Origin of the sequence: Rathayibacter sp. AY1C9 (assembly GCF_002932315.1) — a bacterium.
Classification (GTDB): domain Bacteria; phylum Actinomycetota; class Actinomycetes; order Actinomycetales; family Microbacteriaceae; genus Rathayibacter.
Genome location: NZ_PSVZ01000011.1, coordinates 40,975 through 60,008 on the forward strand (window position 1 = coordinate 40,975; position 19,034 = coordinate 60,008).

The window sequence follows — 19,034 nt, forward strand, 5'->3', positions numbered from 1 at the left end:
TACCTCCTATCAGGTCAGCGTATCCGAATCGTGACCCTCGTCGGACCCCTGAGCACCTGTGCGGACCCCCAGGACGAGGTCCCGCGTCTGGACGGCGTAGACGATCCCGGCCCACCAGTAGAGGAATGCGCCCCACAGCGCGAAGGCCCAGGCGATGGGGAGCGAGGCGGGCGCGAGGGCCGGGAACGCCTGCCCCAGCATGATCAGCGGGAGCGCGTAGAAGAGGCAGAAGGTCGCGAATTTCCCCAGGTGGTGCACGGGAAGCGGTCCGTAGCCGTTGTTCGCCAGGACGACCGCCAGGACCACGAGCATCAGGTCGCGGGCGAGCAGCACGGCGACCAGCCACCAGGGCACCAGTCCGCGGGCCGCGAGGCCCAACACGGTGGCGAAGATGTAGAGGCGGTCGGCGGCCGGATCGAGGACGCGGCCGAGGCGCGTCATCTGGTCGAAGCGGCGCGCGATCCAGCCGTCGAGGTAGTCGGTGAGGCTCGAGACGACGAGGGTCAGGAGCGCGAGCGCGTCCTCGCCGAGGACCACGAGCACGAGGAACACCGGCACCAGCGCGAGGCGCACCATGCTGAGGACGTTCGGGACCGTCCAGATCCGGTCCTCACCGGTGCGCGCCATGCGCCCAGCCTAGGCGGGGCGCACGGCGGCGTGGTCAGCGCTTGTCGCGCCAGACCCGCTCGAACGGCAGGCGCCAGGCGTGCGGCGCGATCAGCTGGTGGATCGCGTTCGGCCCCCAGGAGCCGGGCGCGTAGAGACGGACGGGCGGCGGATCCTGCAGGAGGGGCGCGGAGACCTCCCAGAGCCGCTCGATGCCCTCCGCGGTGGTGAACAGCGTGTGGTCTCCGCGCATCGCGTCGAGGATCAGGCGCTCGTAGGCCTCGAGCGCGTCGCCCGCGCGGTCGGTCTCCTGGAGCGCGAACTGCATGCTCAGCTTGTCGAGCCGCATGCCGGGACCGGGGCGCTTCCCGTAGAACGAGAGCGAGACCTTCGAGGCGTCCGCCAGGTCGAAGGTGAGGTGGTCCGGGCCGTGGGCACCGACTCCGGAGCCCTGCGGGAACATGCTCTTCGGGGGCTCGCGGAACGCGATCGAGATGATGCGCTGACCCTCGGCCATCCGCTTGCCGGTGCGGAGGTAGAACGGCACTCCCGCCCAGCGCCAGTTGTCGATCTCGCACTTCAGCGCGACGAAGGTGTCGGTCTCGGAGTCGGCGGCGACGCCCGGCTCGTCGCGGTAGCCGATGTACTGGCCGCGCACCACGTTCTCGGGGTTGAGCGGACGCATCGAGCGGAAGACCTTGTTCTTCTCCTCGCTGATGGCCTGGGGCTCCAGCGCGGTCGGCGGCTCCATGGCCATGAACGCCAGCACCTGGAAGAGGTGGGTGACGACCATGTCCTTGTAGGCGCCGGTGGACTCGTAGAACTCGGCGCGGCGGTCGAGAGTCAGGCGCTCGGGGATGTCGATCTGGACGTGATCGATGAAGTTGCGGTTCCAGATCGGCTCGAAGAGGCCGTTGGCGAAGCGGAAGGCGAGGATGTTCTGCGCCGGCTCCTTGCCGAGGAAGTGGTCGATCCGGAAGATCTGCTCCTCGCTGAAGGTCTCGTGGAGCTCCGCGTTGAGGACGACCGCGCTCTCGAGGTCGACGCCGAACGGCTTCTCCATGATGATCCGCGAGCGCTCGACCAGCCCGGCCTCGGCGAGCATCCGCACGACGGAGAGAGCTGCCCTGGGCGGGACGCTGAGGTAGTGCAGCCGGCTCACGTCCGGGCCGAGGACCGCCTCGGCGTCGGTCACGGCGGCGGCCAGCGCGGCCGGACCGGCGGACTGCGGGACGTAGCGGAGCTTGGACGCGAACTCGTCCCACTGCGCCGGCGTCAGGGAGCGGCTCCCGAACTCGTCGTAGGCCAGCTTCGCGAAGGCGCGGAACGAGGCGTCGTCGTGCTCCTCGAGCGAGGTGCCGACGATCTGCAGGTCCGGTGCGAGGGAGGAGAGCGCGAGGTGGGCCATCCCCGGGATGAGCTTGCGCCGGGCCAGGTCGCCGACGGCGCCGAACAGCACGACGACATGGGGTGCCGCCTGCTCGGTCTGGACGGCGGGAGCGGGGGGTGCGGTTGTCACGGTCACCCCTCGATCATTCCAGTTCGGATCGTGACGCAGGCGTCATGTGCTCGATACGCACCGCCGCTAAGGTCTCTCCCGTGCATCCGTTCTCCGACGCGTCCGCCGCGACCGCAGCACCCGCCTCCGCCACCGCCCCCTCCTCCGCCGACGGGACGACCGCGCCTCCGCTCGACGAGAGGATCCGCGCCGACGTCCACCTGCTGGGCGAGCTGCTCGGCCAGGTGCTCCGCGAGTCGGGCGAGCCCTCCCTCTACGAGGACGTGGAGCGCCTGCGCGCGCTCACGATCAGCGCCTACGACAGCGGCGACGCCGCCGGGACCGCGGAGGCGGAGGAGTTCGTCGCCTCGCTCACGCTCGAGCGCGCCGAGGAGGTCGCCCGGGCGTTCACCTGCTACTTCCACCTCGTCAACGTGGCGGAGGAGTTCCACCGCGTCCGCGTGCTGCGCCGGCGCGAGGCCGACGCCGGCGCGCAGTCGCCCGAGGACTCGATCCTCGCCTCGATGCGCCGGCTGACCGGGGAGCTCGGGGAGGACGAGGCGTTCGCGCGCCTGTCCCGACTGGAGTTCCGCCCGGTCCTCACGGCGCACCCGACCGAGGCGCGCCGCCGCGCAGTGGCCTCGTCCATCCGCCGCATCAGCGACCTGCTCGAGCAGCGCGACGACCCGCGCATGGGCGGCGTCGTGCTGGTGGAGATCCGCCGCAAGCTGCTGGCCGAGGTCGACACGCTGTGGCGCACCGCTCCGCTGCGCGAGTCCAAGCCCACTCCCCTCGACGAGGTGCGCACCGCGATGAGCGTCTTCGACGAGTCGCTGTTCTCGGTGCTCCCCCGCGTCTACCGCCGCCTCGACGACGCTCTGCTCGGCGAGGGCTCGGGCACCCGGGCTCCGGTCGCACCGGCCTTCGTCCGCCTGGGCACCTGGATCGGCGGCGACCGCGACGGCAATCCCTTCGTCACCGCCGAGACGACCCTCGCTGCGGTGGACATCGCCTCCGAGCACGTCCTCATGGGCCTCGAGCGGGTCGCCCGCCGCGTGGGCCGCGCGCTGACCCTCGACGCGTCGACCACTCCCCCGTCGGCCGCCGTCGAGGCGCTCTGGGCCTCCTGCGTCGAGCGGGCTCCCGAGCTCGCCGCCGACATCGCCGAGCGCTCGCCCAACGAGGCGCACCGCCGCGTCCTGCTCTTCGCGGCCGAGCGCCTGGCCGCGACCCGGTCCGAGGGGCCGCTGGCCTACTCCGCCGCCGCCGAGCTGCTGGCCGAGCTGCGCACCCTCCAGGAGTCCCTGGTCGAGGCCGAGGACGTCCGCGCCGCCTACGGCGACCTCCAGGACTTCGTCTGGCAGCTCGAGACCTTCGGCTTCCACCTCGCCGAGATCGAGGTGCGCCAGCACTCGAAGGTGCACCGCGAGACGATCGCCGCGATCCGCGCCGGCGAGGAGCTCGACGAGCGCGGCCTCGAGGTCCTGTCGGTGTTCCGGGCGATCGCGAAGGTCCAGGAGCGCTTCGGCACCGACGCGGCGAGGCGGTACATCGTCTCCTTCACGCAGTCGGCCGACGACCTGCGGACGGTCTTCGAACTGGCCGAGGCGGCGACCGACGGCAAGCCGCCGATCATCGACGCGGTCCCGCTCTTCGAGACCTTCGCCGACCTCGACGCCTCGACCGACATCCTCGCCGAGATGATCCGCCTCCCCCAGGTGCAGGCGCGCCTCGCGGCCACCGGCAACCGGCTCGAGGTGATGCTCGGCTACTCCGACTCGTCGAAGGACGTCGGACCGGTCTCGGCGACGCTCGCGCTCTACGACGCGCAGGCGCGCATCGCGCAGTGGGCGGCCGACGAGGGCATCGTGCTCACGCTGTTCCACGGGCGCGGCGGAGCGCTCGGCCGCGGCGGCGGGCCGGCCAACCGGGCCGTCCTCGCGCAGCCGCCCGGATCGGTGGACGGCCGCTTCAAGCTGACGGAGCAGGGCGAGGTCATCTTCGCCCGCTACGGCAACCCGGACATCGCCACCCGGCACATCGAGCAGGTGGCGGGAGCGACGCTGCTCGCCTCCTCCCCCGCTGTCGGCGAGCGCAACGCGGGCGCCGCGGAGCGCTTCGCCGAGGTGGCGGCGACGATGGACCGCGAGTCGCGCCGCCGCTTCTTCGAGCTCGTGAAGGCCGACGGCTTCGCGCCGTGGTTCGCCCGGGTCACCCCGCAGGAGGAGGTGGGCCTGCTCGCCCTCGGCTCGCGTCCGGCCCGCCGCGGCCTCTCCGTCGAGTCGCTCGAGGACCTGCGAGCGATCCCGTGGGTCTTCGCCTGGACCCAGGCCCGCGTCAACCTGACCGGCTGGTTCGGGCTGGGCAGCGCGCTCGAGGCCGTCGGCGACCTCGACCTGCTCCGCGAGGCCTACGCCTCCTGGCCGCTGTTCACGACGATGGTCGACAACGTCGAGATGTCGCTCGCGAAGACCGACGAGGGCATCGCCCGCCGCTACCTCGCCCTCGACTCCCGCGACGACCTCGCCGGACTCGTGCTCGACGAGATGGCGCTCACCCGCCGGTGGGTGCTCTCGATCACCGGCGAGGAGAGCCTGCTCACGGGCCACCGCGTGCTCGGCCGTGCCGTGCGCCTGCGCACCCCGTACGTCAACGCGCTCTCGCTCCTGCAGCTGCGCGCACTGAAGGCGCTCCGCACCGACCCGGGCGGATCCGGGACGGAGCAGAACCAGCGGCTGCTCCTGCTCGCGGTCAACGGAGTCGCGGCAGGTCTGCAGAACACCGGCTGATCCCGGCTCGGAACGACGGAACCCCCGGCGGCCTCACGGCTGCCGGGGGTTCTCGTGCGTCTGCGGGCGCCTCCCGCCTGCGGAGCGGGTCGAGGCGCCGGGCGGATCAGGCCTGCGGGGCGACGCCGGCCTCCTGAGCGGCCTTCGCCTCCTCGTACTGACGGCGCACCTCGACCATGTCGAGGCCGCGGACCTGCTCGATCAGGTTGTCGAGCGCGGGGGCGGGCAGGGCGCCGGGCTGAGCCATCAGCGGGATCCCGTCGCGGTACACCACGAGGGTGGGGATGGAGGAGATGCCGTAGCTCGCGGCGAGCTGCTGCTGGTCCTCCGTGTCGACCTTCGCGAAGGTGATGTCGGCGTTCTTCTCGCTCGTGGCCTCGAAGACCGGAGCGAACTGCTTGCACGGGCCGCACCAGTCGGCCCAGAAGTCGATGAGGACGATGCCGTCGGCGATCGTCTGGTCGTGGGAGTCGAGGGTCATCGCAGTCGTAGCCATGGGGGATGCAACCGGGTGCCCCCGCGGCCTATTCCCGGGCGGGATCGAGGAGGTCGAGCAGCGACCTCGGACCGACCACGGCGGCCCCGAGCGCCTCGACGCGGGCGGCCAGTCCACGGTCGGCCGTCACGACGACCGCGGTCTCGAGCGCGCCGACCAGCTCGACGATCGCGTCGTCGCCCGAGCCGTCGGCCGCGTGGACCGTCAGCCGCTCCGTGAGAGCGCCCGCCTCCGGACGGGCGGCGCGCGCCACTCCCTCGAGCACCACGGCGATGCGCGGCCAGACCGTGTCGGCGTCGATCCCCAGGAGACGGCCGGGGACGCCGGCCTCCGCGAGGCGGGCCAGGGAGGCGAGGAGGCGCTCCGCGGCGCCGGCGCGGTCGCGCCACCAGCCGTCGGGGCGTGAGCCGACCACGTTGGCGGCGTCCACGACGAGCACCGGGATCGAGGAGCCGAGCGCGCGCAGACCCGGCCAGGCCGCTCCGAAGCCCGGGTGCAGCGGCAGGGAGTCGACCTCGTCGGGGGCGACCCAGCGCAGCTCGGTGCTCTCGGCGTCGCTGATGCGGGGAGTGAAGTGCTCGCGGGACTCGGCCAGGACGGTGGAGTAGCTCCACGGTCCGATCACGACGACGCTGGAGAGCACGGGCAGGATCAGGTCGGCGGGGACGCCCGCCTCCTCCTCCGACTCCCGGAGGGCCGCCTCGAAGGCCGTCTCCTCGGGGTGACGGGCGCCGCCGGGCAGCCCCCAGGTGTCGCCGAAGTGGCTCCAGCTGACGCGGTGCTGGAGCAGGACGCGTCCCGACGGATCGCGCAGGAGGAGGCCGGCGGCGCCGAAGCGCCCCCAGAAGCGGCGTCCGTCGCCGATCTCGACCCAGCCGTCGCCGAGCGACGCGTCGAAGGGGTGGCGCGGGAGCACGGCGTCCGCGCCGGGGTCCTCGCTGGTCATGCCCTCCAGCCTCCCACACCGCGCCCGCCGCGCCCGACCCCGACGGGCTGGCAGAATCGGACGATGCGCCGCTCGAGACCCCTCCGCCTCGCGACGCTCGCCTGGCTCGCGCTGATCGCCCTGATCACGCTGACGCCCGCGCCCTACCCGGCCGGGGAGCCCAACGCGCTGATCCGCGGGATCATCGCCTTCCTCGCCTCCACGCCGCTCACCGGCTGGTTCGACTTCGACGTGGCGGAGTTCACCGCGAACGTGCTGCTCTTCGTGCCGCTCGGTGCGCTGATCGCCGCGCAGCTGCCGGCGGGGCGCCGCCTGTGGGCCGCCGCCATCGGGCTCGCCGTGTCGGCGGCCGTCGAGACCGCGCAGCTGCTGTGGCTGCCGACCCGCGTCTCCGACGTGCAGGACCTGGTCTCGAACGGCAGCGGCTCCCTGATCGGCGCCCTGCTGACGATCGCGCTGCTCCGCTTCTTCCCCCGCCGCCGCTCCCGGAAGGACCGCACCGCCCATGCCCGCTGAGACCCTCGTCGTCCTCGACCGGCCCTCCCTCGACGCCGAGGCGCACTCGCCGGGAGGACCCGCGCACCGCATCGATCCGAGCGGGCGCGGCGATCTGGACGTCACCGACCTCGGCTTCACCCGCGGCGACGGCGTGTTCGAGACGATCAACCTGGTCGACGGACGGCTGCAGGCGCTCGACGCGCACCTGGACCGCTTCGAGCGCTCGGCCCGGATGCTCGACCTGCCCCGGCCGGACCGGCCCGCCTGGCTCGAGGCGATCGGAGCGGCGGTGGCCGCGCACCCGCCCGTCGCCGAGGCGATGGTGAAGACGATCCTGACCCGCGGCGTCGAGGGCGGCGGGCGGCCCACCGGCGTCGTCTTCGTCCAGACCAGCCCGGACTTCGGCCCGGCCCGCCGCGACGGCCTGCGCGTGGTGCTCCTGGACCGCGGGCTGCGCTCGGACGTGCAGTCGACGTCCCCCTGGCTGCTCGCCGGCGCGAAGACGCTCTCGTACGCGGTGAACCGTGCGGCCGCGCGGGAGGCCGCCCGGCGCGGTGCCGACGACGCCCTGTTCGTGTCGAGCGACGGCTACCTGCTCGAGGGGCCGACCTCGAACCTCGTGCTGCTGACGGGCGGGGAGCTCGTGACTCCTCCGCCGAGCCTCGGGCTGCTGCCCGGCACCACGCAGGCCGACCTGTTCGCGCTCGCGCCGGGCCTCGGCCTCGGGACGGCGGTGCGTCCGCTGCGCTCGGGCGATCTGGAGGCGGCGGACGCGGCGTGGCTGGTCTCGAGCGCGCGCAACGCCGCTCCCGTCCGCGCCGTCGACGGGACCGACCGCCGCGTCGACGCCGACCTCTCGGCCCGGATCAACGCCGCGCTGCTCGCCCGCTGAGCGTCCGACCCTCCTCCGTGGGACGCCCCGCGCCGAGCGCGGACGGCGTCCCGGAGGAGAGAGGGCTCAGGAGAGGCCGTCGACGTCCGCGGGGCCGCGGCTGATCAGTCCGCCGCGGACGTGCTCGACGGTGGGGTCGAGCTGGACCGGATCGCGCTCGTCCGCCGCCTCGTCGTTGATCACGGCCGAGACGATGCCGCGCCAGTCGGTGCCCTCGGCCACGGCGTCCTCGGAGCCGACGCGGCGCGTGACGAACACGGCCTCCGACTCCTCGCCCGCGTGCGAGATGACGGCGAGGACGCCGACGGTGCGACCGCCCGGGTGCTCGATCCGCCACTCCTCGTGCCCGGACGGGACGAGCGAGAACTCCAGGCCCGCGTGCGGGAAGCCGGTGGGGCGCAGCTCGGACGGGGATCCGCTCTGCGGAGGCGCGCCGCGGGTGGGGACCCCGGTGCCCTCGCCGCTCGTCGTGCTCATGCCGACGTCGCCGCGGGTTCCGCCGGCTCCGGAGCTGTCGTTCGCCGCGACCATGCGGTCGTCGCCGCTCCGCAGCGCGTCGTCCGCTCCGGTGTAGATGCTGTCGTCTCGGTTCATGGGAACCTCCTTGTCGGCGGCCAGTGTAGGACCGCGGGGTGGGTGGCTAGCGGGCGCCGTTCGTAGACTGGGGGGATGCAGATCCCGGTGACCGGTGCCGTGCGGGTGGACGCGTGGCTCTGGGCGGTGCGCATCTACAAGACGCGCTCCGCCGCGACGACCGCGGCCCGGGCCGGCCACATCCGCGTCAACGGCGAGCGGGCCAAGGCGGCGCAGACCGTGCGGGTGGGCGATGAGGTCCGCGCCCGGATCGGCGGCTTCGACCGGGAGCTGATCGTCCGCGGACTCGTGGTCAAGCGGGTCGGTGCGCCGGTGGCCGCCGAGTGCATGGAGGACCGGACGCCCCCGCCGCCACCCCGGGAGTCCGCGCCGGGCGTGATCGTCCGTGACCGCGGAGCGGGCCGCCCGACGAAGCGCGACCGGCGCGACATCGAGCGCCTCCGCGGATTCTGACCGCGCGACCCGCCGGCGGCCTCAGGGGGCGAGTGCGCGCAGGCGCTCCAGGAGCCCCTCCGCCGCCTCGTCGAGGAACCGCTGCTGCAGCTCGTCGCCGACCTGGACGAGGGCGATGTCGGTGAAGCCCGCCTCGATGTAGGGCACGAAGCTCTGGGCGAGCTCGTCGAGGTCGGGGCCGCAGGCGATCTGCTCGGCGACGTCCTCCGGGCGCACGAACTGGCTCGCTCCGGCGAAGCCGGCGGGGGTCGGCAGATCGGAGTTGACCGCCCAGCCGCCGGCGAACCAGCGGAACTGCTCGTGGGCCAGCGCCACTCCCTGCTCCTTGTCCGGCGCCCAGCAGATCGGGATCTGGCCGATCGTGCGCGAGGGGGCGGCGTCCGCACCGCGGACCGCGGTCCACTGCGAGATCAGCTCGGCGTCGGGCTCGGTCGTGATGAGGTGGTCGCCGATCGGCGCGAAGCGGGCGATCGACTTCTCCCCCGAGACCGCCAGGCCGATCTCGACCGGCGTGTCCGGCAGGTCCCAGATGCGGGCGGAGTCGACGCGGAAGTACTCGCCCTCCCAGGTCACCAGCTCGCCGGTGTGCAGCTCGCGGATGAGGTGGACGGCCTCCTCGAGCATGTCCTGGCGCACGGCGACCGAGGGCCAGCCCTCGCCGACGACGTGCTCGTTGAGGTTCTCGCCCGAGCCGAGGCCGAGCGTGAAGCGGTCGTCGGAGAGGATCGCGAGCGTCGCAGCCTTCTGCGCCACCACGGCCGGGTGGTAGCGGATGGTCGGCGCGGTGACGTAGGTCGTGAGGTCGATGGTCGACGTGGCCTGCGCGACCGCTCCGAGCAGCGTCCAGGCGTAGGAGGCGTGCCCCTGCTCGGTCAGCCACGGCGAGTAGTGGTCGCTCGAGACCGCGAACTCGAAGCCGAGCCTTTCGGCGTCGACCGCGTAGCCCACCAGCTGCTTGGGTCCGCTCTGCTCGGTCATCAGGGTGTATCCGAATCGCACCATGGTCCGTCCTCGTTCCGCTCGTCGTGGGATGCCCGGGGGCACGTCCCATGGTGGGCGGGGGGCCGGATGCGCGCTAACCCCTTGCCCCGGTCGCGAGCGGCGGCTAGCGCGGTGTCAGACGAAGCGGATGCGGTTCTGCACGCGGGTGCGGACCTCGAACGACTCGCCGTACCCGCCGAGCCGCGGGTCGTCCGTGCCGGAGCGCAGCAGCTGCGGCAGCAGCGAGCGGCGGATGACGACGGCGCCCTGGTGCCGGCCGCGCTCGACCTGCTCGAACGGCTGCTCCAGCGCGTCGTCCGGCACGACCACGACGCTCGTCGAGAAGCGGACGCCCAGCTCGCGGCCGAGACGGCGCGCGGCCTTCGCGAGCGAGGCGATCGGCTTCTCGTCCTCGGCGATCCCGGGGCCCTCGAGCTCGCCCTTCCTCAGGCGGACCGGGTCGCCCCAGTCGGCGGAGGTCAGCGCGAGCAGGCCGGCCGGCCCGAGCACGAGGTGGTCGATCTTGAGCCCGCCGTCGCCGACCGCGACGTCGTTCCAGATCGTGTAGGCGATGCCGAGCGCGCCGACGAGCGCGGCCGTCGCCTCCTCGGCCTGAGCCTTCGCGAGCCAGGAGCGGATCTCGCGAGGAGCGGAGCGGACGATCGCCGGGTCGAAGGGGTCCTCGGTCTCGACGCCGCGGCCGAGCCACTCGCGCACCAGGCGCAGGTAGTACTCGCGCGCCGCGCCTCCCGGGTGACCGTAGGAGCGGGCGCGCACGGCCGAGGCGGTCTGCGGGCGCGGCGAGCCTGTGTACGGCGACTGCGGGGAGGACCTCCCGGGGGCGGGAGCGCCTCGGTCGTAGTCGCCGCGGGCGGAGGCGCTGCCGATCCGCTCCCAGGCGAGCTGCACCGCGTGGAACGACGCGGCGTCGCCTCCCGTGTCCGGATGGGTCTCGCGGAGGCGGAGCCGGTACGCCCGGCGGAGCTCGTCGTCGGACGCGGTGGCGGCGACGCCCAGCACCTCGTAGGGGGTGCGGGCGGCGTGGCTGTCGGGCATGTGCTTCCGGGAGGGTCGGGGCGGGGGGTTCCGAGTGTATCGACGCGGGCCGGGCGCCCGGTGGGAGCGCGCACCGCGTCGGCTCAGAACGCGCCGAGCGCCCAGCGGGGGAACGGGCGCCCGGCGGGGGTCAGTGCGCGAGCAGCTCGCGCACCCGCGGGATGACCTGCGTGCCGTAGAGCTCGATGTTGCGCATGATCGCCGGGTGCGGCAGCGTCCCGGCGCTGTACTTGAGGTCGAAGCGGTCGATGCCCAGGGCCTCGACCGTTCGCGCGATCTTCCGGGCGACCGTCTCGGGCGAGCCGAGGTGGATGGCGCCGTCGGGGCCGGCCTCCTCCTCGAAGCGCTCGCGGGTCATCGGGGACCAGCCGCGCTCGCGGCCGATGGCGTCCATCATCGCCTTGTGGTGCGGGAAGTACAGCTCGCGCGCCTCCTCGTCGGTGTCGGCGACGAAGCCGGGCGAGTGCACGGCGACCGGGAGGCGGGGCTGCTCGAGCTGGTCGAGCGCGCGGCCGAAGAGGTCGACGTAGGGGCGGAAGCGGGCCGGCGAGCCGCCGATGATCGCCAGGACGAGCGGGAAGCCGTACCGGGCGGCGCGGACGACCGACTCGGGGCTGCCGCCGACGCCGATCCAGGTGCGGAGGGTGCCGTTGTCGAGGGTCGGGTAGACGCTCTGCTCGGTGAGCGCGGGGCGGGTCTTGCCCTGCCAGGTGACCGGGCCGCCCTGGATCAGGGCGTGGAAGAGGTCGAGCTTCTCCTCGAAGAGGACCTCGTACTGCGCGAGGTCGTAGCCGAAGAGCGGGAAGGACTCGGTGAAGGAGCCGCGGCCGAGGATGACCTCGGCCCGGCCGCCGGAGAGTCCGTCGAGGGTGGCGAAGCGCTGGTAGACGCGCACCGGGTCGTCCGAGGAGAGGACCGTCACGGCGGAGCCGAGGTGGATGCGCTCGGTGCGGGCCGCGATGGCGGCGAGCACGACGTCCGGTGCGCTCACGGCGAAGTCGGCGCGGTGGTGCTCGCCGATCCCGAAGAAGTCGATGCCGACCCGGTCGGCCAGGACTCCCTCCTCGACCACGTCGCGGAGGACCTGGCCGTGCGGCAGCGGGGCGCCGTCGGGGCCGGCGGTGACGTCGCCGAACGTGTCGACGCCGAACTTGACTTCATGCATACTCATGGACTTCTGCAACCTCCGGGGGTCGACGGCTATTCCTGCGGGCGGGGTCCGACGTCCCCGGGCAGGAGCGCGTCGGAAGAGACGATCCCCGCCTCGAGCGCCGGCTCGCGGTAGGCGCGCCCGAGCGAGGCGACGGTGTCGTGCGCGTTCAGGCCGCTCGGGTTCGGCAGCACCCAGAGCGGCGCGCCCGCCACGTCCTCCTCCTGCCTGCCCTGCACCGCCCTGCGGCGTCCGAACGCGATCCGGTAGGCGGTGATGCCGACGACCGCGACGGCCCGGGGCCGCACCCGCCCCACGGTGGCGACCAGCCGCTGAGCGCCCTCGCGCAGCTCCTCCGCGGTCAGCTCGTCGGCGCGGGCGGTCGCCCGGGAGGCGAGATTGGTGATGCCGACGCCGCGGGAGACGAGCTCCGCGCGGTCCGCGGCGCTCATCCCCTCGGACACGCGCGGCGCGCGCTCGAGGATCCCGGCCGCGACGAGCGCCGGGTAGAAGCGGTTGCCGGGGTGGGCGAAGTGCGCGCCGGTGGCGGCGGTCCACAGTCCCGGGTTGATGCCGACGAAGAGGAGCCGGACGTCGTCGCCCAGCAGGTCCTCGACGGTGCGGTCCTGGAACGCTGCGAGCTCGGCGCGGGTGAACGGCATGCGACCATCCTGCCGCGGCGCAAGTCCTCTCGGCACGGGGTCGCCGGTGCCAGCATGGAGGCATGACGAACGCATCCCAGGACCATCCGATCCAGCACGGCAGCGACGACGCGCAGCTCGACGAGAAGCTGCGCGGCCTGCTGCTGCAGGTCGCCGGCGACGCCGAGCTGCGACCGGAGGAGGACGTCGAGACCCTGCTGCGCCAGCGCCTGCGCGACACGCGGATCTCGATCTCGGACGAGGCGATCCCGGGGCTCGCCAAGCGCATCCCCGGACTCATGCAGCGCGGGGGCGGCGACGTGAACCCCGGGGCGCACTAGCCCCGGGGGACGGGCGCGGGCCGAGCGGCCGCTCGGGCCGCGCCGGCTCGCGCTACTCGGGGACCGCCGGGCCCTTGCGGTGGTGGTCGAACACCAGGCTCGTGCGCGTCGAGGCCACCGCCGGATTCGCCGAGAGGTTCGAGACCACGAAGTCCCGCACGTCGCTGGAGTCGCGGACCGCGACGTGGATGATGAAGTCCTCCGAGCCGCCGAGGAAGAACACCTGCACCACCTCGGGCAGCGCGCGGATCTCCTCCGCGAAGCGCGTGATCGCCTGGCGCTGGCCGACGCGGATGCTGACGCTGATCAGCGCCTGCAGGGTCAGGCCGAGCGCCGCCGGGTCGAGCTCGGCGGTGAAGCCGGTGATGACGCCGCGCTCGACGAGGCCCCGGACGCGTGCGACGCAGGTCGACGGGGCGATGCCGGCGCGCTCGGCGAGCCGGCTGTTGGGCGTCCGCGCGTCGGCGCGGAGGAGGCGCACCAGGGTCCGATCGACCGGATCCAGGTCGTCGAGGTCGTGCAGATCCTTCGGTGGCATGCGCCCGCTCCCTCACTCCGCCGACGAACCTTCGGCCCGTGCGGTGACTTCCGACCGATCCTGCGGAGTTCCTCCGCTCCGGGCACGATCTTCGCACGATGGGGGCAGAGCCGGTGCAGGATCGGCGCCCACCGCCCGCCCCGCGGGCCGCAGCGAAGGAGCCGCCGTGCGCGTCGGGATCCCCACCGAGATCAAGAACAACGAGAACCGGGTCGCCGCCACTCCGGCCGGCGTCCACGAGCTGGTGCGCCGCGGCCACGAGGTCCTCGTCGAGGCCGGCGCGGGCCTGGGCTCGCGCGTGTCGGACGACGACTTCCGCCGCGCCGGCGCCCTCGTCGTCGACGGGCCCGACGAGGTCTGGGGCGAGTCCGAGCTGGTCCTCAAGGTCAAGGAGCCGATCGAGGCCGAGTACCCGCGGATGCGCCGCGACCAGGTGCTCTTCACCTACCTCCACCTCGCCGCCTCCCGCCCGTGCACCGATGCGCTGCTCGCGGCGGGGACGACCTCCATCGCCTACGAGACGGTCCAGCTGGACGACCGGCGGCTGCCGCTGCTCTCGCCGATGAGCGAGGTCGCCGGGCGCCTGTCGATCACGGTCGGCGCCTACCACCTCATGAGTGCCGTCGGCGGACGGGGCACGCTACTCGGCGGGGTCCCCGGCACTCCGAAGGCGAAGGTCGTCGTGATCGGCGGCGGCACGGCCGGCGAGCACGCCGCGGCGAACGCCCTCGGCATGGGGGCCGACGTCACGATCGTCGACCTCTCGCTCCCCCGCCTCGCGCAGCTCGAGAACCGCTTCCAGGGCGCGATCCAGACCCGCCCCTCCTCGGCCTACGAGATCGCCGCGCAGCTGGCCGACGCCGACCTCGTGATCGGATCCGTCCTCATCCCGGGCGCCAAGGCGCCCAAGCTGGTGACCGACGAGATGGTCGCCACGATGAAGCCGGGCTCGGTGCTGGTCGACATCGCGATCGACCAGGGCGGCTGCTTCGAGGGCTCGCGTCCGACCACGCACGACGACCCGGTGTTCCCCGTGCACCGGAGCGTCTACTACTGCGTCGCGAACATGCCCGGCGCCGTCCCCGAGACCTCGACCCGCGCGCTCACCAACGCGACGCTCCCCTACGCGCTCGCGCTGGCCGACCGCGGGTGGCGGGCCGCCCTGGCCGCCGACCCGGCGCTCGCCCGCGGCCTGAGCACCCACGACGGCCGGGTGACGAACACCGCCGTCGCCGCGGCCTTCGACCTCCCGGCCGTGCCGGTGGAGTCGCTGCTGCTCTAGGCGCCCGCGGGCGCGAGGCCGAGCCCCCCGAGGATCTCGGCGATCTCCTCCTCCGGAGCGCCGCCCACGTCGACCGTGACGTGGAGCTCGTCGTCGCCGAGGGGCTCGAGCGCCTCGAACTGCGAGTCGAGCAGCGTGGTCGGCATGAAGTGGCCGACCCGCGAGGCGAGCCGCCCGGCGATACGGTCCCTCGATCCCGCGAGGTGCGCGAAGACGAGGTCGTCGCGGCGCAGGACGTCGCGGTAGCGGCGGCGCAGAGCAGAGCAGGTCACGACGACCGAGCCGCCCGCGGCGATCCGCTGGTCCACCACGCGGGCGATCTCGGCCAGCCAGGGCGCCCGGTCCTCGTCGGTCAGCGGGATGCCGGCGTGCATCTTGTCGACATTCGCCTGCGGGTGCAGGTCGTCCCCCTCGAGGAACTCCCAGCCCAGTCGGCGCGCCAGGAGCGACGCGACGGTCGACTTGCCGCTGCCGGAGACGCCCATGACGACGACGGCGCGGACGGGGACGGTGGGAAGAGCGGTCATCAGATACCTCCTACGAAGAGACCGATCAGGAGGACCCCGGCGAGCCCGGTCACCGAGACCAGGCACTCCATCACGGTCCAGGTCTTGAGCGTCTGGCCGATGCTGAGCCCGAGGTACTCCTTCACCAGCCAGAACCCGGCGTCGTTGACGTGCGACAGGAACACCGAGCCGGCGCCGATCGCGAGCACCATGAGGGCGACCATCGGCCCGTCCATGGTCTCGGTCAGCGGCTGGAGGATCCCTGCGGCGGTCACGGTGGCGACGGTCGCGGAGCCGGTGGCGACGCGGATCACGACGGCCACGAGCCAGGCGAGCAGCAGCGCCGAGGCGCCGCTCCCCTCCGCGAGCTGGGCGACCACCCCGCCGATCCCGGTGTCGACGAGGACCTGCTTGAAACCGCCGCCCGCGCCGACGATGAGCAGGATGCCCGCGATCGGCGGCAGCGAGCTCGAGAGCGAGGCCTGCAGCTCGGTGCGGTTCATCCGGCCGCCGCGGCCGAGCAGGACCAGACCGGCCAGGAGCGCGATCCCCAGCGCGATGGTCGGCGTGCCGAGGAAGTCGAGGGCGCCCTTCCAGGCGTCCGTGGAGCCCGGGGCCGCGATGTCGGCGATCGCCTTGCCCAGCATCAGCACGACCGGCAGCAGGATGCTCGCGACCGCGGCGGCGAAGCCCGGGCGGTGCTCGCGCGTCTCGCCCGCGCCCTCGCCGAAGAGCGGCGGCGTCTCCACCGGCGCCCAGCGGGCGGCGACCCGGCCGAAGAGCGGGCCGGCGACGACGACGGTGGGGACCGCGACCAGGACGCCGAACGCGAGGGTCACGCCGAGGTTCGCGCCGAGTGCGTCGATCGCGACCAGCGGTCCGGGGTGGGGCGGGACGAGGCCGTGCATCACCGAGAGGCCGGCGAGCGTCGGGATCGCCACCTTCATCAGCGGCAGACCGCTCCGGCGGGCGACCAGGATCACGACCGGGATCAGCAGCACGAGCCCGACCTCGAAGAACATCGGCAGCCCGATCAGCGCGCCGACGAAGCCCATCATCCAGGGCAGCGCGCGAGTTCTCGAGCGGGCGATGAGGGTGTCCACGATGCGGTCCGCGCCGCCCGAGTCGGCGAGGAGCTTGCCGTACATCGCGCCGAGGCCGATGAGGATGCCGACGCCGCCCATGGTGTTGCCGAACCCCAGCGCGAAGCTGGCGACCGCGTCCGCCGCCGCCAGCCCCGCGATCAGGCCCGTCGTCAGCGCTCCGATCAGCAGGGAGACGAAGGGGTGCAGCTTCAGCCAGGTGATCAGCACGACGATCACGCCGATGCCGACGACGGCGGCGAGGATCAGCTGCCCCTGCCCGGCGGTGGTGGCGGGGGCGTCCCCGGCGGCGGCGCGGAGGGCGGGGAGGAGGGTCGGTGTCATGAGCGTCCTTGGTCGAGCCGACGGCCAGCGGCCGGCTTTTGTCCGACATAACCTGCGTGTGTCCCGATCATGCCCGAAGATCGGCCGGGGCGCGACTCCGGCGATGGCAGGATGACCGCATGCCCGCGCCGACGCCCTCGCTGCACCACTCGGTGCTGGACGAGCTCGGTTCGCAGATCGTGCGCGGCGAGCTCGCGCCGGGCACCACCTTCAGCGCCGACGAGCGTGCGGAGCGGCGCGGGGTCTCCCGCTCGGTGATGCGGGAGGCGGTGCGCGTCCTCGAGACGCTCGGGCTCGTGACGTCCCGCCGCCGCGCGGGGACGCGGGTCCAGCCTCCGGAGTGCTGGAACGCCCTGGACACGCGGGTCGTCGCGTGGGGACTGGACGGCCCGGACCGGCGGCGCCAGCTGCACCAGCTCAGCGAGCTCCGGCTCGGGGTGGAGCCGCTCGCCGCCCGGCTCGCCGCGGCGAACGCGACCGAGGAGCAACGGCGGGCGCTCACGGAGGCGGGCGACGCCCTCTCCACCCACTCCCGCGCAGCCGACCAGTCCGCCTACCTCGCCGCCGACACCGCCTTCCACCGCTCCCTCCTGGCCGCGTCCGGCAACCGGATGCTCGCGCAGCTGGGCGATCTGGTCGCCGAGGTCCTCGCCGGCCGCACCCGCAATGCGCTCATGCCGCGCGAGGCCGACTCCACCGCGGTGCGGCTGCACCGGGCGGTGGCCGCCGCCGTCGCCTCGGGCGACGCGGACGCTGCGGAGGCCGCGATGCGGGCGATCGTCGAGGAGTCGGACCGGGCGGTGCAGGAGAGCTGACGGGGTTGCACGCCCGCAGCGCCGCGCGCACAGTGGAGCGCATGGTCGAGGGATACACGTCCGCGCAAGTGCGGGCCGCCGAGGCTCCGCACCTGGCCCGGCGGGAGCCGCTGATGCAGCGCGCCGCCGACGGCCTCGCCCGCGAGCTGCGTCTCGTGCTCGCCGGGCGCTCCGACCGCTCCCGTCCGGCCTCGGTGCTCGTCCTGGTCGGTCCGGGCGACAACGGCGGTGACGCGCTCTACGCGGCCGCCGAGCTCTCCTCCTCCGGAACCGACGTCGTCCTCGTCCTCACGGCCGAGCGGGTGCACCGCCGGGGCCTCGCCGTGGCGCTCGACGAGGGCTGCGGGCAGGTGCCGGCCGACGACGCGCCCGGCCTCGCCGCGGCGGTGGCGCGGGCGGACGTCCTGGTCGACGGGATCCTCGGCATCGGAGCGACGGAGCCCGCGCTGCGGGGGCGGCCGCGCGTCGTCGTCGAGGCGGTGCTCGACGCGCTGGAGCGGCGGGCCGAGCGCCCGGTGGTCGTCGCGGTCGACCTGCCGAGCGGAATCCATCCCGACGACGGGTCGGTCCCCGATCCCACCGTGCTGCGCGCCGATGTGACGGTCGCCTTCGGCGCGATCAAGGCCGGTCTGCTGCTGCCTCCGGGCGACTCCTACGCGGGCCGTCTGCGCCTGGTCGACATCGGCCTCGGCCCGGACCTGGCCGGAGTGGAGCCCGCGGTCCGCGAGTGAGCGAGCGGCTCAGGAGGGAGCGAGGAGGTGCGCCTTCTCGGGGTGCTGCTCGAACCACTGCCCGACGTACCAGCACATCGGCACGACGCTCCGCCCGCCGGCGGCCTCGATGTCGGCGACGGCGAAGGAGACCAGCTCCCCGGCGAGCCCGCGGCCTCGGAAGGGCGGGGTCGTGAAGGAGCGGACGAGGGAGACGCTGCCGGGCGCCTCGCGGTAGTCGAGGACGCCCACCAAGGCGCCGTCGAGGTGGAGCTCGTAGCGCGACGCGTCGTCCGCCCGGCGGAAGTCCTTGGCCATGCCTCCAGAGTAGGACGGCCCGGACGGATCAGGCCTCGTCGCCGAGCATCTCGCCGTCGACGTAGAGCCAGCGACCGTCCTCGCGCAGGAAGCGGCTGCGCTCGTGCACGAGGCCGGGGCCGGCGGGCGAGCGGTAGGAGGCGCGGAACTCGACCAGGCCCTCCTCGTCGCCCTCCCCGCCGAACGAGATGTCGACGATCTGGAGCCGGCGCCACTGCACGTCGGGATCGAGGTCGATGCGGCGCGGCCGGGTCGAGGGGTGCCAGCTCGCGAGCAGGTAGGGAGCGCTGCCGAGGACGTTCGCGCTGTAGCGGCTGCGCATCAGGCGCTCCGCCGTCGGCGAGGGCTCCTCGCCGAGGTGGGCGGGGCGGCAGCAGTCGGCGTAGTGGCGGCGGCTTCCGCAGGGGCAGGAGTCGGCGGGATGCATCCGGCCAGTGTGGCAGGCGATGCGGCGCCCCCGGTCCGGCGCGGCTCCGGCGAGCGCCGCGACTCCCCGG

At 73.7% G+C, this 19,034-nt stretch carries 22 protein-coding genes; 8 read left to right on the forward strand and 14 right to left on the reverse strand.

The features are described from left to right. Nucleotides 1-9: 9 nt before the first annotated feature. Nucleotides 10-627 (reverse strand): CDP-alcohol phosphatidyltransferase family protein, encoded by a 618-nt coding sequence (locus tag C5D09_RS09380; protein ID WP_104222572.1) that lies wholly within the window; start codon nt 625-627, stop codon nt 10-12. A gap of 34 nt (nt 628-661) precedes the next feature. Beyond that, nucleotides 662-2,125: a glucose-6-phosphate dehydrogenase gene (gene zwf / locus C5D09_RS09385; RefSeq protein ID WP_104225448.1), complete on the reverse strand. Its 1,464-nt coding sequence runs from the start codon at nt 2,123-2,125 to the stop codon at nt 662-664. Between the two features lie 44 nt (nt 2,126-2,169). Between zwf and C5D09_RS09390 the strand changes: the two genes are divergently transcribed. After that, nucleotides 2,170-4,893 carry a phosphoenolpyruvate carboxylase gene (locus tag C5D09_RS09390; RefSeq protein ID WP_104269157.1) on the forward strand — a complete coding sequence of 908 codons (2,724 nt, stop codon included), beginning with the start codon at nt 2,170-2,172 and terminating at the stop codon, nt 4,891-4,893. 106 nt (nt 4,894-4,999) lie between these two features. Here the strand turns inward: C5D09_RS09390 and trxA are convergent, their stop codons facing one another. Both trxA and C5D09_RS09400 read right to left on the reverse strand, forming a co-directional pair. Beyond that, nucleotides 5,000-5,389 (reverse strand): thioredoxin, encoded by a 390-nt coding sequence (gene trxA, locus C5D09_RS09395; protein WP_104222570.1) that lies wholly within the window; start codon nt 5,387-5,389, stop codon nt 5,000-5,002. Nucleotides 5,390-5,417: 28 nt separating this feature from the next. Further along, the gene (locus tag C5D09_RS09400; RefSeq protein WP_104225383.1) at nt 5,418-6,335 is read right to left on the reverse strand and encodes an NUDIX domain-containing protein; all 918 of its coding nucleotides are present in this window, start codon (nt 6,333-6,335) and stop codon (nt 5,418-5,420) included. A 63-nt stretch (nt 6,336-6,398) separates the two neighbouring features. Here C5D09_RS09400 and C5D09_RS09405 point away from each other — a divergent pair, with 63 nt between their 5' ends. Together C5D09_RS09405 and C5D09_RS09410 are read left to right on the forward strand one after the other, a co-directional pair. Beyond that, nucleotides 6,399-6,851, forward strand: coding sequence for a VanZ family protein (locus tag C5D09_RS09405; RefSeq protein WP_104269158.1), 453 nt, complete (start codon nt 6,399-6,401; stop codon nt 6,849-6,851). Further along, nucleotides 6,841-7,725 (forward strand): aminotransferase class IV, encoded by an 885-nt coding sequence (locus tag C5D09_RS09410; RefSeq protein ID WP_104269159.1) that lies wholly within the window; start codon nt 6,841-6,843, stop codon nt 7,723-7,725. The genes C5D09_RS09405 and C5D09_RS09410 overlap by 11 nt, the downstream gene beginning before the upstream one ends. Nucleotides 7,726-7,791: 66 nt before the next feature. On the opposite strand, the gene C5D09_RS09415 is transcribed toward C5D09_RS09410, so the two are convergent. Then, on the reverse strand, nt 7,792-8,319 hold the full coding sequence (locus C5D09_RS09415; protein WP_104225386.1) for a hypothetical protein: 528 nt from the start codon (nt 8,317-8,319) through the stop codon (nt 7,792-7,794). Between the two features lie 75 nt (nt 8,320-8,394). Between C5D09_RS09415 and C5D09_RS09420 the strand changes: the two genes are divergently transcribed. After that, nucleotides 8,395-8,772 (forward strand): RNA-binding S4 domain-containing protein, encoded by a 378-nt coding sequence (locus C5D09_RS09420; RefSeq protein ID WP_181027140.1) that lies wholly within the window; start codon nt 8,395-8,397, stop codon nt 8,770-8,772. Nucleotides 8,773-8,793: 21 nt separating this feature from the next. Here C5D09_RS09420 and C5D09_RS09425 read toward each other — a convergent pair whose 3' ends face one another. The 4 genes from C5D09_RS09425 to C5D09_RS09440 all read right to left on the reverse strand — a co-directional run bounded on the left by C5D09_RS09425 (nt 8,794) and on the right by C5D09_RS09440 (nt 12,621). Continuing rightward, nucleotides 8,794-9,774: a TIGR03557 family F420-dependent LLM class oxidoreductase gene (locus C5D09_RS09425; protein ID WP_104222565.1), complete on the reverse strand. Its 981-nt coding sequence runs from the start codon at nt 9,772-9,774 to the stop codon at nt 8,794-8,796. A gap of 114 nt (nt 9,775-9,888) precedes the next feature. Beyond that, nucleotides 9,889-10,809 (reverse strand): DnaJ domain-containing protein, encoded by a 921-nt coding sequence (locus tag C5D09_RS09430; RefSeq protein WP_104269160.1) that lies wholly within the window; start codon nt 10,807-10,809, stop codon nt 9,889-9,891. A gap of 130 nt (nt 10,810-10,939) precedes the next feature. Further along, nucleotides 10,940-11,974 (reverse strand): LLM class flavin-dependent oxidoreductase, encoded by a 1,035-nt coding sequence (locus tag C5D09_RS09435; protein WP_104269161.1) that lies wholly within the window; start codon nt 11,972-11,974, stop codon nt 10,940-10,942. 35 nt (nt 11,975-12,009) lie between these two features. Continuing rightward, nucleotides 12,010-12,621, reverse strand: coding sequence for a mismatch-specific DNA-glycosylase (locus C5D09_RS09440; RefSeq protein ID WP_104269162.1), 612 nt, complete (start codon nt 12,619-12,621; stop codon nt 12,010-12,012). A 62-nt stretch (nt 12,622-12,683) separates the two neighbouring features. On the opposite strand from C5D09_RS09440, the gene C5D09_RS09445 reads away from it, so the two are divergent. Beyond that, entirely contained in the window at nt 12,684-12,941 is a 258-nt protein-coding gene (locus C5D09_RS09445) for a hypothetical protein (RefSeq protein WP_104269163.1), read from the forward strand. 52 nt (nt 12,942-12,993) lie between these two features. On the opposite strand, the gene C5D09_RS09450 is transcribed toward C5D09_RS09445, so the two are convergent. Continuing rightward, nucleotides 12,994-13,479, reverse strand: a complete 486-nt coding sequence (locus C5D09_RS09450) for an Lrp/AsnC family transcriptional regulator (protein ID WP_104222560.1) — start codon at nt 13,477-13,479, stop codon at nt 12,994-12,996. Nucleotides 13,480-13,645: 166 nt separating this feature from the next. On the opposite strand from C5D09_RS09450, the gene ald reads away from it, so the two are divergent. After that, nucleotides 13,646-14,761, forward strand: a complete 1,116-nt coding sequence (gene ald / locus C5D09_RS09455; protein WP_104269164.1) for an alanine dehydrogenase — start codon at nt 13,646-13,648, stop codon at nt 14,759-14,761. Here the strand turns inward: ald and C5D09_RS09460 are convergent. Then, complete coding sequence (locus C5D09_RS09460) at nt 14,758-15,288, reverse strand: gluconokinase (protein WP_104225392.1); 531 nt, start codon at nt 15,286-15,288, stop codon at nt 14,758-14,760. The two genes, ald and C5D09_RS09460, sit on opposite strands and share 4 nt — an antisense overlap. Beyond that, nucleotides 15,288-16,694, reverse strand: a complete 1,407-nt coding sequence (locus tag C5D09_RS09465) for a GntP family permease (RefSeq protein WP_104269165.1) — start codon at nt 16,692-16,694, stop codon at nt 15,288-15,290. Before C5D09_RS09465 ends, C5D09_RS09460 begins: the two co-directional genes overlap by 1 nt. A gap of 119 nt (nt 16,695-16,813) precedes the next feature. On the opposite strand from C5D09_RS09465, the gene C5D09_RS09470 reads away from it, so the two are divergent. Together C5D09_RS09470 and C5D09_RS09475 are read left to right on the forward strand one after the other, a co-directional pair. Beyond that, nucleotides 16,814-17,509, forward strand: a complete 696-nt coding sequence (locus C5D09_RS09470) for a FadR/GntR family transcriptional regulator (RefSeq protein ID WP_104225394.1) — start codon at nt 16,814-16,816, stop codon at nt 17,507-17,509. Between the two features lie 41 nt (nt 17,510-17,550). Further along, nucleotides 17,551-18,240 carry an NAD(P)H-hydrate epimerase gene (locus C5D09_RS09475; protein ID WP_104225395.1) on the forward strand — a complete coding sequence of 230 codons (690 nt, stop codon included), beginning with the start codon at nt 17,551-17,553 and terminating at the stop codon, nt 18,238-18,240. Nucleotides 18,241-18,249: 9 nt separating this feature from the next. On the opposite strand, the gene C5D09_RS09480 is transcribed toward C5D09_RS09475, so the two are convergent. Together C5D09_RS09480 and C5D09_RS09485 are read right to left on the reverse strand one after the other, a co-directional pair. Then, complete coding sequence (locus C5D09_RS09480; protein ID WP_104225396.1) at nt 18,250-18,537, reverse strand: GNAT family N-acetyltransferase; 288 nt, start codon at nt 18,535-18,537, stop codon at nt 18,250-18,252. A gap of 28 nt (nt 18,538-18,565) precedes the next feature. Next, nucleotides 18,566-18,964 carry a YchJ family protein gene (locus C5D09_RS09485; RefSeq protein WP_104233402.1) on the reverse strand — a complete coding sequence of 133 codons (399 nt, stop codon included), beginning with the start codon at nt 18,962-18,964 and terminating at the stop codon, nt 18,566-18,568. Nucleotides 18,965-19,034 lie beyond the last annotated feature (70 nt).

What these genes read in the sequence shown, in the direction of transcription:
- C5D09_RS09415 (WP_104225386.1), bottom strand. Translation starts at nt 8,319, where the DNA reads ATGAACCGAGACGACAGCATCTACACCGGAGCGGACGACGCGCTGCGG.
- C5D09_RS09460 (WP_104225392.1), bottom strand. Translation starts at nt 15,288, where the DNA reads ATGACCGCTCTTCCCACCGTCCCCGTCCGCGCCGTCGTCGTCATGGGC.
- C5D09_RS09405 (WP_104269158.1), top strand. Translation starts at nt 6,399, where the DNA reads ATGCGCCGCTCGAGACCCCTCCGCCTCGCGACGCTCGCCTGGCTCGCG.
- C5D09_RS09390 (WP_104269157.1), top strand. Translation starts at nt 2,170, where the DNA reads ATGTGCTCGATACGCACCGCCGCTAAGGTCTCTCCCGTGCATCCGTTC.
- trxA (WP_104222570.1), bottom strand. Translation starts at nt 5,389, where the DNA reads ATGGCTACGACTGCGATGACCCTCGACTCCCACGACCAGACGATCGCC.
- C5D09_RS09480 (WP_104225396.1), bottom strand. Translation starts at nt 18,537, where the DNA reads ATGGCCAAGGACTTCCGCCGGGCGGACGACGCGTCGCGCTACGAGCTC.
- C5D09_RS09435 (WP_104269161.1), bottom strand. Translation starts at nt 11,974, where the DNA reads ATGCATGAAGTCAAGTTCGGCGTCGACACGTTCGGCGACGTCACCGCC.
- C5D09_RS09475 (WP_104225395.1), top strand. Translation starts at nt 17,551, where the DNA reads ATGGTCGAGGGATACACGTCCGCGCAAGTGCGGGCCGCCGAGGCTCCG.
- C5D09_RS09380 (WP_104222572.1), bottom strand. Translation starts at nt 627, where the DNA reads ATGGCGCGCACCGGTGAGGACCGGATCTGGACGGTCCCGAACGTCCTC.
- C5D09_RS09445 (WP_104269163.1), top strand. Translation starts at nt 12,684, where the DNA reads ATGACGAACGCATCCCAGGACCATCCGATCCAGCACGGCAGCGACGAC.
- C5D09_RS09430 (WP_104269160.1), bottom strand. Translation starts at nt 10,809, where the DNA reads ATGCCCGACAGCCACGCCGCCCGCACCCCCTACGAGGTGCTGGGCGTC.
- C5D09_RS09485 (WP_104233402.1), bottom strand. Translation starts at nt 18,964, where the DNA reads ATGCATCCCGCCGACTCCTGCCCCTGCGGAAGCCGCCGCCACTACGCC.
- C5D09_RS09400 (WP_104225383.1), bottom strand. Translation starts at nt 6,335, where the DNA reads ATGACCAGCGAGGACCCCGGCGCGGACGCCGTGCTCCCGCGCCACCCC.
- C5D09_RS09420 (WP_181027140.1), top strand. Translation starts at nt 8,395, where the DNA reads ATGCAGATCCCGGTGACCGGTGCCGTGCGGGTGGACGCGTGGCTCTGG.
- C5D09_RS09465 (WP_104269165.1), bottom strand. Translation starts at nt 16,694, where the DNA reads ATGACACCGACCCTCCTCCCCGCCCTCCGCGCCGCCGCCGGGGACGCC.
- C5D09_RS09450 (WP_104222560.1), bottom strand. Translation starts at nt 13,479, where the DNA reads ATGCCACCGAAGGATCTGCACGACCTCGACGACCTGGATCCGGTCGAT.
- C5D09_RS09440 (WP_104269162.1), bottom strand. Translation starts at nt 12,621, where the DNA reads ATGCCGTTCACCCGCGCCGAGCTCGCAGCGTTCCAGGACCGCACCGTC.
- C5D09_RS09425 (WP_104222565.1), bottom strand. Translation starts at nt 9,774, where the DNA reads ATGGTGCGATTCGGATACACCCTGATGACCGAGCAGAGCGGACCCAAG.
- C5D09_RS09410 (WP_104269159.1), top strand. Translation starts at nt 6,841, where the DNA reads ATGCCCGCTGAGACCCTCGTCGTCCTCGACCGGCCCTCCCTCGACGCC.
- C5D09_RS09470 (WP_104225394.1), top strand. Translation starts at nt 16,814, where the DNA reads ATGCCCGCGCCGACGCCCTCGCTGCACCACTCGGTGCTGGACGAGCTC.